This is a genomic window from Histidinibacterium lentulum (genome assembly GCF_003789055.1).
GTDB classification, from domain to species: domain Bacteria; phylum Pseudomonadota; class Alphaproteobacteria; order Rhodobacterales; family Rhodobacteraceae; genus Oceanicola; species Oceanicola lentulus.
On record NZ_ML119083.1, the window covers coordinates 105,101 to 117,131 of the forward strand.

General features: G+C 69.4%; 11 protein-coding genes and 1 tRNA gene. 6 read left to right on the forward strand and 6 right to left on the reverse strand.

Annotated elements, in window-relative coordinates; genetic code table 11:
* Window position 1 precedes the first annotated feature (1 nt).
* The gene (gene hisD, locus EAT49_RS06390; protein WP_123641473.1) at window positions 2–1,330 is read right to left on the reverse strand and encodes a histidinol dehydrogenase; all 1,329 of its coding nucleotides are present in this window, start codon (window positions 1,328–1,330) and stop codon (window positions 2–4) included.
* A gap of 262 nt (window positions 1,331–1,592) precedes the next feature.
* Here hisD and EAT49_RS21085 point away from each other — a divergent pair, with 262 nt between their 5' ends.
* From EAT49_RS21085 to EAT49_RS06415, 5 genes are all read left to right on the forward strand, one after another.
* Window positions 1,593–2,072 (forward strand): thioesterase family protein, encoded by a 480-nt coding sequence (locus EAT49_RS21085; RefSeq protein WP_185020680.1) that lies wholly within the window; start codon window positions 1,593–1,595, stop codon window positions 2,070–2,072.
* Between the two features lie 195 nt (window positions 2,073–2,267).
* Entirely contained in the window at window positions 2,268–3,761 is a 1,494-nt protein-coding gene (locus tag EAT49_RS06400) for an alkaline phosphatase (RefSeq protein WP_123641475.1), read from the forward strand.
* Window positions 3,762–3,963: 202 nt separating this feature from the next.
* Window positions 3,964–4,380, forward strand: a complete 417-nt coding sequence (locus EAT49_RS06405) for a hypothetical protein (protein WP_123641476.1) — start codon at window positions 3,964–3,966, stop codon at window positions 4,378–4,380.
* A complete protein-coding gene (locus EAT49_RS06410; RefSeq protein ID WP_123641477.1) occupies window positions 4,373–5,050 on the forward strand; it encodes an ABC transporter ATP-binding protein in 678 nt (225 codons plus the stop codon). The genes EAT49_RS06405 and EAT49_RS06410 overlap by 8 nt, the downstream gene beginning before the upstream one ends.
* Window positions 5,050–6,357 carry an ABC transporter permease gene (locus EAT49_RS06415; RefSeq protein ID WP_342773819.1) on the forward strand — a complete coding sequence of 436 codons (1,308 nt, stop codon included), beginning with the start codon at window positions 5,050–5,052 and terminating at the stop codon, window positions 6,355–6,357. The genes EAT49_RS06410 and EAT49_RS06415 overlap by 1 nt, the downstream gene beginning before the upstream one ends.
* Here the strand turns inward: EAT49_RS06415 and EAT49_RS06420 are convergent.
* Window positions 6,347–7,369: a LacI family DNA-binding transcriptional regulator gene (locus tag EAT49_RS06420; protein WP_123641479.1), complete on the reverse strand. Its 1,023-nt coding sequence runs from the start codon at window positions 7,367–7,369 to the stop codon at window positions 6,347–6,349. The two genes, EAT49_RS06415 and EAT49_RS06420, sit on opposite strands and share 11 nt — an antisense overlap.
* Before the next feature lie 115 nt (window positions 7,370–7,484).
* On the opposite strand from EAT49_RS06420, the gene EAT49_RS06425 reads away from it, so the two are divergent.
* A tRNA-Arg gene (locus EAT49_RS06425) sits at window positions 7,485–7,561 on the forward strand.
* Window positions 7,562–7,587: 26 nt separating this feature from the next.
* On the opposite strand, the gene EAT49_RS06430 is transcribed toward EAT49_RS06425, so the two are convergent.
* From EAT49_RS06430 to EAT49_RS06445, 4 genes are read right to left on the reverse strand one after another with little or no spacing between them, the layout of a single operon-like run.
* Window positions 7,588–9,687, reverse strand: coding sequence for a bifunctional sugar-binding transcriptional regulator/dihydroxyacetone kinase subunit DhaK (locus EAT49_RS06430; RefSeq protein WP_123641480.1), 2,100 nt, complete (start codon window positions 9,685–9,687; stop codon window positions 7,588–7,590).
* Complete coding sequence (dhaL, locus tag EAT49_RS06435; protein ID WP_123641481.1) at window positions 9,687–10,346, reverse strand: dihydroxyacetone kinase subunit DhaL; 660 nt, start codon at window positions 10,344–10,346, stop codon at window positions 9,687–9,689. Before dhaL (EAT49_RS06435) ends, EAT49_RS06430 begins: the two co-directional genes overlap by 1 nt.
* 47 nt (window positions 10,347–10,393) lie before the next feature.
* Window positions 10,394–11,023 (reverse strand): dihydroxyacetone kinase subunit DhaL, encoded by a 630-nt coding sequence (gene dhaL / locus EAT49_RS06440; protein WP_123641482.1) that lies wholly within the window; start codon window positions 11,021–11,023, stop codon window positions 10,394–10,396.
* Window positions 11,020–12,024, reverse strand: coding sequence for a dihydroxyacetone kinase subunit DhaK (locus EAT49_RS06445; RefSeq protein WP_123641483.1), 1,005 nt, complete (start codon window positions 12,022–12,024; stop codon window positions 11,020–11,022). The genes dhaL (EAT49_RS06440) and EAT49_RS06445 overlap by 4 nt, the downstream gene beginning before the upstream one ends.
* Window positions 12,025–12,031: the final 7 nt, after the last annotated feature.

Genomic DNA, 12,031 nt, shown 5'->3' on the forward strand with positions numbered 1-12,031 from the left:
GTTACTCCGCCGCCTCCCGCGGGGCCGCGCCCTCGCCGTAGGGGACGTTGCGCCCCCCGTAGCGGCGCACGCGGATGTTGCATTGTTCGGCATGGCCCACGAATCCCTCGAGCATGCAGAGCCGCGAGCCGTACTCGCCCACCATGGCGGCGGCCTCGTCGGTCAGCACGCGCTGGTAGGAGTGGGTTTTCAGGAACTTGCCCACCCAGAGCCCGCCGGTATAGCGGCCGGCCTTCTTCGTCGGCAGGGTGTGGTTCGTGCCGATCACCTTGTCGCCGTTGGCCACGTTGGTGCGGGGGCCGAGGAACAGCGCACCGTAACTGTGCATGTGATCAAGAAACCAGTCGTCCTGGTCCGTCATGACCTGCACATGTTCATATGCCATGTCGTTGGCGGTCTCGAGCATCTCCTCGTAGCTGTCGCAGAGGATCACGTCCCCGTAGTCGCGCCACGACACGGAGGCGGTCTCGGCGGTGGGCAGGATCTGCAGGAGGCGGTCCACCTCGGCGAGCGTCTCCTCGGCCAGCTTGCGGGAGTTGGTGATCAGGCAGGCGGGGGAATTGTAGCCGTGCTCAGCCTGGCCGAGGAGGTCGGTGGCGCACATCTCGGCGTCCACGGTGTCGTCGGCGATCAGCATGGTTTCCGTCGGGCCGGCGAAAAGGTCGATGCCCACGCGGCCGTAGAGCTGGCGCTTCGCCTCGGCGACGAAGGCATTCCCGGGGCCGACGAGCATGTGCACGGGCTCGAGGCTCTCCGTGCCCAGCGCCATGGCGCCCACGGCCTGGATACCGCCGAGGCACAGGATCTCGTGCGCGCCGCCCATGTGCATGGCGGCGACGATGGCGGGATGGGGCGCGCCCTTGACCGGCGGGGCGGAGGCCACGATGCGCGGCACGCCGGCCACCGAGGCAGTCAACACCGACATGTGGGCGGAAGCGACCATCGGGAACTTGCCGCCGGGGACGTAGCAGCCCACCGACTGCACCGGGATGTTCCTGTGGCCCAGGATGACGCCCGGCAGCGTCTCGACCTCGATATCCGTCATCGAGGCGCGCTGCGCCTCGGCGAAGGTGCGGATCTGGTCCTGGGCGAACCGGATGTCGGCCATCTCCCTGTCGGAGACCTTCTGCATCGCGGCCTCGATCTCCGAGGACGTCAGGCGAAAGGCCTCGGGAGAATAGCCGTCGAACTTCTCGCTGAGCTCGCGCACGGCGGCGTCGCCTCGGGTCTCGATGTCGGCGAGGATGCCCTCGACGGTCGCGCGGACCTTCGCGTCGTCCTCGGCGCGTTCGGTCTCGGGTTTGCCCTGTTTCAGGCGCTCGATCGGCATGTGTGGTTCCTCCTTGCGGTTCGCGTCGGGCGACCCGCTTTGCATACGAATGCAAGGCCGGACCCTATCCGCAGACAGGGGCAATCGGCAAGGACAACATCGGTCCAGGCCCGATGGATTGCACGCGCTTGCAGACATCCGGCACAGCCCTGCGGGCAAAGAAGGCTGGACCCGGACCGCGCACACGGCACATCCTGTCCGAAGCTATGTCCCTCTCTCGAGCGGAATGCATGATGCGGAGACCTGTCCCGGACCGGCGGCCATGACCCGGGCGTTTCTCTTCGAGACGCGGATCGTTCCGGAGTGGATCGACTACAATGGCCACATGCGGGACGCCTACTTCAACCTCGTCTTCAGCCTCGCGGTGGATGCGCTGCAGGACGAGGTGGGTCTGGGGGAGGCCTACCGAAGGGAAACCGGCTGCACGATCTACCTGCTCGAGGGGCATGTGACCTTTCTGAGGGAGATGAAGGAGGGTGCGGTCGCGAGGGTCGAGACCCGCGTCATCGGCCTCGATTCGAAGCGGTTTCACCTTCACGCGCAGATGTGGGCGGGGGAGAGGCTTGCCGCGGTGGGCGAGTTCATGGAGCTGAACGTCCGTCAGACGCCGGAGCCGCGTGCAGCGCCGATGCCCGACGGGCCGCTCGCCAGGCTGGAGGACGCGCTGGTGCCGCAGGCGGAGGTGGCCGCCCTGCCGCACCGGGCGCGGGCCATGGGGCTGGAGGCCCGATCGGCGGGCTGAGACCGGCCCCCGGACGCCCCAATCCGGCACGGCGAGAAACGTCTTGCCCGGCCCTCGATGTGATGTTATATCATGTCGCATACAGAATAGAGGAGGATGCACCGGCGGGTGTCATCCTCTGTTCATCGTTCTGTCGTCCCAGCTTCAAACGCGCGCCTTAGTCCTCCCCGGGCAACCACACCTGAGGGGGTCCCCATGACGCGATTTCTTGCTTCGGCCGCGGCCGTCGCCCTTGCCACCGCAGCGCAGGCCCAGGACCTGCCGCAGGCGTCCAGCGACTGGTTCGTCGCAGGCCAGACCACGATCCAGGAACTCCTCGATCGCCAGCCCAACACGAACCGCGCCCGCAACGTCATCCTGATGAATGCGGACGGCAACGGTGTCGGCACCAACTACGCCATCCGCCTGTTCATGGGTCAGCAGGAGGGCGGCCTGGGTGAGGACTACGTCCTGCCCTACGAGACGACCGAATGGTATTCGGCTCTGGTCAAGACCTACAACATCAACGCCCAGACCCCGGACAGCGCGCCGACCGCCGGTTCGATGAACACCGGTGTCAAGCAGCGCTTCAACCTGATCAACCTCGGCGAGAACGCGATCACCGAGGATTGCACCACCGAAGCCGGCAACGAGCTGACCACCTTCGCCGAGATCGTCGCGGAGATGGGCAAGTCGGTCGGCGTCGTGTCGACCGCCCGCCTGACCCATGCCACCCCGGCGGCCACCGTGGTCAAGACCGCCTACCGCAACTGGGAGGACGCCGTGCCCGAGGGCTGCGAGAACTCCCGCGACATCGCCACCCAGATGTACGACGCCATGGAGTCCGGACTGCTGGACTTCGCGATGGCGGGTGGCTTCCGCCATTTCGCGCCCGAGGGCTTCGAGATGGACGGCCTGACGGGAGGCCGCCCGGACGACGTGAACCTGATCGAGCAGGCGCAGGCCTTCGGCACGCAGTTCGTGACAAATACCGAAGGCTTCGAGGCGCTGGTCCTCGACCACTCCACCCCGGTCCTCGGGCTGTTCGAGAACAGCCACATGCAGTACGAGTTCGACCGCACCGACGAGCCCTCGCTTTCCGAGATGACCGCCGCGGCGATCGAGTATCTCTCGAACAACGAGGACGGCTACTACCTGCAGATCGAGGCCGGCCGCGTCGACCACGCCCTGCACGGCGGCAACCTGCACCGAGTCCTCGTGGACGGCGTGGCCTTCGCCAACGCGGTCGCGACCGCGATGGAGCTGACCGACCCCGCCGACACGCTGATCATCGTCACCGCCGACCACGAGCACGCCATCGCCTTCAACGGCTATTGCGGCCGCGGATCGTCGATCACGGGCCTGTGCTACGGGATCGACAACGAGGGCATCCAGCACAACGGCGAAGCCGAGCTGGGCGACGACGGCCTGCCCTACACCGTCGCGGGCTTCCTGAACGGCGCGGGATCGGTCCTGGCCCCGTCCGGCGACGGCAACGCGTTCGTCGGCTCGCGTCCCGAGCTGAGCCAGGAAGAGGCCACCGATCCGGACTACCTGCAGCAGGCCCTGATCCCGATGTCGTCGGAGACCCATTCCGGCGAGGACGTGGCCGTCTATGCCCGCGGTCCCTTCGCGCATCTCTTCGACGGCACAATCGAGCAGAACGTGATCTTCCACGTCATGCACCACGCCGCCGTCGTGGCCGAATAAGTCTCCCGCGTTCGCCGGGGCAGGGCCGTCCGCAGGGGCGGCCCTGTCCGTTCGTGCGGCAGCGGTCCGGTGCCGCTGTCATCGAAATTTCATCGCTTTCCCGCCCGGTCCATCTGCCAGAGCCGCGCGCGGGACGCTATGTTGCGGGCGAAGCGACGTCCGCCCGTTCCGAGACCCGACGATCGAGAAAGGGAACATTGCCATGCTGCGCCGCACCTTCCTGATGTCCTCCGCCGCTCTGCCGCTGGCCGCGCCCGCTTTCGCCCAGGCCAACCCGATGATGGTGCGCGAGCTCTACGAGCGGGACGGCAGCCTCACGCAATGGGCGCTCGACAACGAGGGCCGGCGTGTCCGTTTCCGGGGCTTCATGGCGCCGCCCCTGAAGGCCGAGGCGCAGTTCTTCGTGCTGACCCAGCGCCCCATGGCGGTCTGTCCGTTCTGCGAGACCGCCGCCGAATGGCCCGACGACATCATGGCGATCTATACCAAGCGCGTCGTCGATCCTGTCTACTATACCGTGGGCATCGAGGTGGAAGGCGTGCTGGAGATTGGCGAATACCGCGACCCGGACACCGGCTTTCTCAGCCTCGTGCGGCTCTCCGACGCGACCTATGGCTGAGGGCCTGCCGCTCACGGTGCGGGACCTCGCCGTGAGCGGCGAGCGCGGCCGCACGATCCTGTCGCTGGCATCGCTCGATCTCGCGCCCGGCACGGCGCTGGGCGTGGAGGGTCCGTCGGGCGCGGGAAAGTCCACGCTGATCTACGCCCTCGCGGGCCTCGCCACCCGGGTGGAGGGCGCCGTCACCTGGGGCCGCACGGACCTGCTCTCCCTGGGTCCCGAGGCGCGCGCGCGGTTCCGGTCGGAACGGGTCGGGCTGATCTTCCAGGACTTCCTGCTGTTCGACGAGCTGGGCGCCGAGGCCAACGCCGCGATCCTCGCCAGCTTCACCCCGCGCACCGGACGGGGCGCCATCCGCGGGCAGGCGCGTGACCTTCTCGACCGGCTCGGCGTGCCGCGCGCGGCACGCACCGTCGCCAGCTATTCAGGCGGCGAACGGCAGCGCGTGGCCGTGGCCCGGGCGCTCGCTCACGACCCGATGATCGTCATCGCAGACGAGCCCACCGCCGCCCTGCACCGGCAGGCCGCCGACGCGCTGACCGACGACCTTCTGACCGCCGTGCGCGAACGGGGCCGCACCCTGATCGTGGCGAGCCACGACGAGCGGCTCCTCGCCCGGATGGACAGGAGGCTGCGGCTGGTGGACGGCGCCCTGGCGGAGGCCGCGTGATGGACTGGTGGCGCAGTCTTCCGGCAGGCGGGCAGGACACGCTCATCGTGGTGGCGCTGCTGCTGCCCTCGCTGATCGTGGCCGGGCTCGTGCTGTCGCGCCTGACGCCCTGGCCGCTGGTCCGGGCGCTGCTCTGGCGGTTCCGCTGGGCCAACGGCGTCTTCGTGGCGCTGATCGCGATATCCGTGGGCATGGGGATCGGCCTCATCGCGCAGGAGCGGGGGCTGCGGCAGGGCACGGCACAGGCCGCGGACAAGTTCGACATGATCGTCTCCGCCCCCGGATCCGAGCTGACGATGATGCTGGCAGCGGTGTTCCTGCAGCCCTCCGACGTGCCGCTGCTGGACGGCGAGATCTACAACGAGGTGACCAACCATCCCCGGGTCGACGTGGCCGCACCCCTCGGCTTCGGCGACAGCTACGAGGGCGCGCCGGTGATCGGCACCATCGCGGACTTCGTGACCTACCTCAGCGACGACCGCATCGAGGGCCGGATGTGGCAGGACCCGTTCGAAGCCATCGCCGGAGCGGCGGCGCCCGTGGACATCGGCGATGTCTTCGTGCCGGCCCACGGCCACGGCGCCTCGGCCGATCCGGACGCCCACAGCGACGAATACACCGTCGTGGGGCGCATCGCCCGAACCGGATCGCCCTGGGACCGGGCGATCATGGTCCCGATCGAAAGCGTCTGGGCCGTGCACGGTCTGGCGGACGGCCATGCGCCCGAGGACGAGGAACGGCTCGGCCCGCCCTACGACGCCGCCTATTTCCCCGGGACCCCCGCCATCGTGGTGCGCGCCGAGAGCCTGCCCGCGACCTACGCCCTGCGCTCCGAGTTCAGCCGCGACAGCGAGACCATGGCGTTCTTTCCGGGCACCGTCCTGTCGAACCTCTACCGGGTGATGGGCGACGTGCGGCAGGCCATGTCGATCCTGACGCTGGTGACGCAGATGCTGGTGGCGGCGAGCGTGCTCCTGGGCCTCTTCATCCTCTCGCGCCTCTTCCGCCGACAACTGGCCCTGTTGCGGGCCCTGGGCGCCCCGGCGAGGTTCGTGCTGGCGGTGGTCTGGTCCTATGCCGCGTCGCTGCTGGTCACGGGCGCGGTGCTGGGGCTGGCGCTGGGCTACGGCACGGCGGCGGTGCTCAGCCGCATCGTGACCCAGCGGACGGATATCCTCGTTCAGGCCAGCATCGGCTGGACGGAGATCCACCTCGTCGCGGCATTCCTGTCGGCCACGCTGCTGCTGTCGCTGATTCCCGCCTGGTCGGTCCTGCGCACGCCGGTGATGTCGGCGCTCAGGTCCTGAGGAGCGTGTCGCCGGGGTCGAGCGAGGGCTCGAGCTCCACCACTTCGGAGGCGAGCGTGGCGTCGAGCTGGCGGGCGAGCACCATCTGCGCCGCCCTCTGCCCGATCTCGCGGCGGCAGGCGTCGGTGGTTGCGAGCCGGCGCGGCAGGCCCTCGAGCAGCTCTACCCCGTTGAACCCCGCGAGGCCCACGCGGCCCGGGATGTCGATGCCCTTCTCCAGGAGGTAGAGCAGCCCGCCCGCGCCGATCATGTCATTGGAATAGTACAGGAAATCGAGATCGGGCGTGCGCCCCAGCATGGCCGCGGTCATCTCCCGGCCCTTGGCCAGCGCCGATCCGCCGGAATAGAACTCCTGGTCCGCCATCTCGATTCCCGCCTTGCCCAGCGCCCGGGTGAAGCCCTCGAAGCGCTTGCGGGCCCGGTGGTCGAGCGGCATCTTCGTGCCCATGAAGCCCACGCGGCGATAACCTTGGGCGATGATCGCCTCCGCCATATGGCGGCCGGCGCGGCGGTGCGAGATGCCGACGCAGCAGTCGATGGGCTCGCCGTCGGTGTCCATGATCTCCACCACCGGGCAGCCGGCGTTGTGCAGCATCGCCTGGGCGGTTTCGGAATGCTCGAGCCCCGCCACGATCACGCCGGCAGGGCGCCAGGACAGCATCTCGAAAAGGACCTTCTCCTCCTTGTCCTGCCCGTAGTCGGTGACACCCACCACGGGTTGCAGTGCCGTGGTCTCGAGCGTTTCCGAGATGCCGGAGAGGACCTCGGGAAAGACCATGTTCTTCAGCGAGGGGATCACCACGGCCACGAGGTTGACCCGGCTCGACGCCAGCGCGCCCGCGATCTTGTTGGGCACGTAGCCCAGCCGCTTCGCCGCCTCCTGCACCCGGGCGCGGGTGGCCTCGCTCACGTCGCCCTTGTTGCGCAGCACCCGGCTGACGGTCATTTCGCTCACCCCCGACGCTTCGGAGACGTCGCGCAGGGTCAGCGGTCGGCGGGGGGGCGTTGTCACGGTCGTGCGTCTCCGGTGGCCTCTGCGCAAGAGTGTTACGCCCTCGCCCGCCGATCTCCAACCCGTTCCCGCCGCCGTTGACCGCAGGCGCCCGAGAGGGCAAGACCAGGGAGACGACCCCGTGGCTCAACTGGATAGAGCAGCCCCCTCCTAAGGGGCAGGTTGCAGGTTCGAATCCTGCCGGGGTCGCCATCTTCCCCCTCGGCCGGAGCGCGGCCTCAGCCGACCGACAGCGCGAACCCCGCACAGGGGTGGTCGAGCAGATCCAGAAGCTCGTCGTCGAGCTTCATGAGGGTGATCGACGCGCCCACCATGTCGAGCGAGGTGCAGTAATGGCCCACGAGATTCCGGACGGCCACAGCCCGGCGCGCCGAAAGCCGCTCGTGGACCCGGCGCGCCATGATCAGAAGCTCCATCATGGGCGTGCCGCCGAGCGAGTTGACCAGCAGCGCGACCCGGTCGCCGGCGGAGAGGTTCATCTCGGAGAAGAGCCGGTCGCAGATGTGGTCCACCGCCAGATCCGCGGCCGTGATGCCTGTCCGGAGCACGCCGGGCTCCCCGTGGATGCCGATGCCCACCTCCATCTCGTCCGCGCCGATCTGGAAGCTCGGCCGCTGCGTCTCCGGCAGCGAACAGGATTCGAGCCCGATCCCCATGGTGAAGGTCGCGCCGTTCGCCTTGCGGGCGAGGCGTTCGCATTCGTCCAGCCCGTACATCCGGTCGCAGGCCGCGCCCGCCACCTTGAAGACGAAGACGTTGCCCGCGGTTCCCCGCCGCCCCTGGCGCTGTTCGGGCGGGGAGGAGGCGACGTCGTCTGTCGTGAGGATCGTGCGCACGTCGATTCCGTCCGCGGCAGCCATCTCGGCGGCCATCTCGAAGTTCATCACGTCGCCGGTGTAGTTGCCGTAGATGTAGAGGACGCCGGCGCCGGCAGAGGCGGCGCGGGTGCAGGTCAGCACCCGGTCCGGCGGGGGGGAGGCAAAGACGTTGCCCACGGCCACGGCATCGGCGAGCCCCTTCCCGACATACCCCAGAAAGCAGGGTTCGTGCCCGGCGCCGCCGCCGATGACGAGGCCGACCTTGCCCTCCCGCGGGGCTGCGCAGGACCGGATCGCCCGCAGCGAGCCGTCGATCGGCTCGATGACCTCGGGAAAGGCCCTGAGCGCCCCGTCGAGGGATTCCGAGACCGCATCTCGCGGCGCGTTGAGAAACTTCTTGATGACCGTGCGCGGCGCGATCTCCGGCCTGTCGGTCCGGGCCCGGCGGGCCGCCGAGGGGGCAGAGGTCTGGACCCCGTCCGCCCGCAGGATGCCCTCGCCCGTCGCGGCATCGGTCACCAGGATGCTGGCATACCCGCCCCGGAGAGCAGCCAGCATCGCAGGGACCTTGTCATAGCCGCCGGCCACCGCGATCCGCGTCCTGACCTTGCGCAGGCGGTCGAGGCCGATCCCGATGGTCCGGTCCCCCAGTGGCCCTTCCACGGGAGAGCCGTGGGCATCGATGAAGCGCCCCGCGACGGAACCCACCGCGCGCCTGTAATGGTCGTGCTGCTCGACCGAGTTCTCGAAGAATCCGCTCTGGTGGATCGTGGAATCCGGTCGCAGGGAGGAGATGCCGAAGACGATCCGGTTGACCGCGTCGAGGGCGGAGATCTGTTCCGACACGACGGGTTCGGCCAGCAGGATGCGCCGCGCCTGTGCCGAGGACACGATTGCCGGGGCGGAGATCGAGATACAGCGCGCCCCCAGCGACTCGGCAAGCTGCGTGGCGCAGGCCTCCGGCGTGTAGGGGATCACGGCCGTGGTCCCGCCGGTGGCCTGGACCACCCGCAGATCGCTCAGACCGCTGCGCCGCACGGCCCTGGCCACCGCCAGCATGGTCCGGCCCCAGGTGATGCCGACGGTGTCGCCGGAATGGACCAGCCGTTCCAGCGCCTGCGCCCCCGCCGCGCCCAGACGGTCGATCAGCGACCGCGCTCCGCCCTCGCCCGGGATCACGAGGCATTCCTCCAGGCCGAAATGCTCTTGCAGCTGCCGGGCGACCGAGAGCGACTTGAAGCGTTCGGCCGCGATGGAGATGTTGACGATCCCGGCGGCCCGGGCATCGGCGAGATAGCTGTTCACGGTGGGGCGGGAGACGTTCATCGCCTCGGCGATCTCGCCCTGGGTCAGGCCCTCCTCGTAGTAGAGCCAGCTGGCCCAGAGCAACGGGTCGTCGTTGAACCGCAGCGGCGGGCCGGCCTGTCCGGCGGCGGCAGACTGGGCTCCGCGCCCCCGGGTCGTCCCGGTCTTCTGCCGGCGCGTCGCGGACCCCGCCATCAGGCGCCGATGCCGGCAGGCCGCGGACCGACGGCCTCCGCGAATCCCTCGAGGATCAGCGCCGCCGAGACCGCGCCCGGATCGCGATGGCCAAGGCTCCGCTCCTTCAGTCGCGCGGCCCGGCCGCGGGAGGCGATCATCGTGGCCGTGGCCTCCGCGCCGGCGCGGGCGCTCGCGGCCGCCCGCCAGGCGGCCTCGGAAACGCTCGCCCCCTCGCGCAGCGCCAGCTCCGCCGCGTGAACGGCGGGCAACCAGGCATCCAGCATCGTCTTGTCGCCCGGCCCCGCCTTGCCGCGCCGCGCGATGCCCCCCGCCATGGCGGCGAGGAACTCCGGTGACCTGTCCAGCGGCAACGGCCCCCGGTCGAGCGCCTTGGCCGCGTCGAGCATGGCGGTGGCATAGAGCGGGCCGACCGTTGCGCCGACATCCCCCAGGAATGCCGCTGCGGCCTCCCGCATCAGCGCGGCCGGATCCTCCGGAACATGCCGCCCCCCCCGGACCAGAGCCGCGACGGCCGCGAATCCGTTCGCCATTGAGGAGCCGTGGTCCCCGTCTCCGATCTCCCCGTCGAGGTGACAGAGCTCGTCCCGCTGCGCGTCGAGCCGCGCGGCGGCGGCCTGGAAGAAGCGCGCGAGAAAGTCGGTATCGATCCGGCCCATGGCCATTTCATGAGCCAAATCGGCGCCCCCGACAAGGCGCGGGGGCATCAGCCGAGACGGCGGGCGACGCCGTCCGCAAGCGCGGTGAGGATCATGCAGCACGATGTCGCTCCGGCGTCGAGAACCCCGCGGGACCGCTCGCCGAGGCGGCTCGACCGGCCGACCCTGGCCACCATGTCCTTCGTGGCGTCACGCCCTTCGGCCGCGGCGGACTTCATCGCCTCGAGCTTCGCGGCAAACTCGCCCGCCGTACCGGCAAACGCATCGACCGCGGGACACAGCGTGTCGAGCAGCGTCTTGTCGCCGACCTGCGCCTCGCCGATGGCCATGACGCCGTCCCGGCCGGCCGCGAGCATTGCGCCGAAAGCCTCGGCATCGACGGTGTCCTGGCCGGCGATCGCGCTCGCCATGTCATCGAACATCATCCCGTAGAGCGGCCCCATGGACCCGCCGATCTCCGACATCAGCACGTCGGACAGCTTCGAGAACCCGGCATCCAGAGTATCGCCGTCCGCGACCCGCTCCGCGGCCCGGCCGAATCCCTTGGCCATGTTGTTGCCGTGGTCGCCGTCACCGATCCGGCCGTCGATTTCGGAGAGATACGCCTTGTTGGCCACGATCACCGCGGCGATCTCCCGCACGATCGCGCCGGCGCCGGCGTTGGCGAAACCGCTCATGCCGACACCCCCAGTCCCGGGCTTGCCGCCTCGGCCGCCAGGAGGGCCTTCAGGTCCTCGTCGAGCTTCATGACGGTCAGCGTCGCGCCCATCATCTCCAGCGAGGTGAAGTAGTTCCCGACGAAGGGCTTGTGGACCCGGATACGGCGCTCCGAGAGCTGGCTTTCGATCCGGTTGTAGAGGACATAGAGCTCGTTCACCGGCGTCGCGCCCAGACCGGAGACCAGGACGCAGACCTCGTCGCCCGCGCCGAGGTCGTGATCGTCGAGGACGATCCGCAGCATCTCGTCCGCAACCCCGTCGGCGGAGGCGAGGTCGACCACCTCCCGTCCCGGTTCGCCGTGATGCCCGATGCCGATCTCCATGCGACCCGCAGGGATCTCGAAGTTCGGCTTCCCGTTGGCCGGCAAGGTGCACGGCGCGAGCCCCACGCCGACCGAACGCGTGGCATCGAGCGCCTTCTGCGCCGCCGCCTGGACCTCGCGGACCGAGGCGCCCTGCGCGGCCTTCGCGCCGCCGATCTTCCACATCAGGATCTCGCCGGCCACGCCGCGCCGCTTGTCGCGCTCTTCCGGCGGGGCCGAGCAGATATCGTCGTTGGCGACGACCGTGAGCACCTCGATGCCCTCCTTCGCGGCCATGCGGGCGGCCATCTTCACGTTCATGTTGTCGCCAGCATAGTTCCCGTAGAGCACGCAGACGCCGCTGCCGCCGTCGGCCGCCCTGATGGCGTCGAGGAAGCTCTTGGCGGTCGGGGAGGAGAACAGCTCTCCCACCGCCACCGCGTCGACCATGTTGCGGCCGGTATAGCCGATGAAGGCCGGCTCGTGGCCGGAACCGCCCCCGGTCACGATGCCGACCTTGCCCGCCACCGGGGCGCCCTGCGCGACGACCACGCGCGCGTTTTCGGGGTGCTGCCGCACCAGATCGCCATGCGCCTTGACGAAGCCGCGCACGGTCTCGTCCACGATGTCGTCGGGGTCGTTGATGAATCTCTGCATTTTCCCT

Coding starts and splice junctions, on each gene's coding strand:
- hisD (WP_123641473.1), bottom strand. CDS start 1,330: ATGCCGATCGAGCGCCTGAAACAGGGCAAACCCGAGACCGAACGCGCC.
- dhaL (WP_123641482.1), bottom strand. CDS start 11,023: ATGAGCGGTTTCGCCAACGCCGGCGCCGGCGCGATCGTGCGGGAGATC.
- dhaL (WP_123641481.1), bottom strand. CDS start 10,346: ATGGGCCGGATCGATACCGACTTTCTCGCGCGCTTCTTCCAGGCCGCC.
- EAT49_RS06400 (WP_123641475.1), top strand. CDS start 2,268: ATGACGCGATTTCTTGCTTCGGCCGCGGCCGTCGCCCTTGCCACCGCA.
- EAT49_RS06415 (WP_342773819.1), top strand. CDS start 5,050: ATGGACTGGTGGCGCAGTCTTCCGGCAGGCGGGCAGGACACGCTCATC.
- EAT49_RS06445 (WP_123641483.1), bottom strand. CDS start 12,024: ATGCAGAGATTCATCAACGACCCCGACGACATCGTGGACGAGACCGTG.
- EAT49_RS06410 (WP_123641477.1), top strand. CDS start 4,373: ATGGCTGAGGGCCTGCCGCTCACGGTGCGGGACCTCGCCGTGAGCGGC.
- EAT49_RS21085 (WP_185020680.1), top strand. CDS start 1,593: ATGACCCGGGCGTTTCTCTTCGAGACGCGGATCGTTCCGGAGTGGATC.
- EAT49_RS06405 (WP_123641476.1), top strand. CDS start 3,964: ATGCTGCGCCGCACCTTCCTGATGTCCTCCGCCGCTCTGCCGCTGGCC.
- EAT49_RS06430 (WP_123641480.1), bottom strand. CDS start 9,687: ATGGCGGGGTCCGCGACGCGCCGGCAGAAGACCGGGACGACCCGGGGG.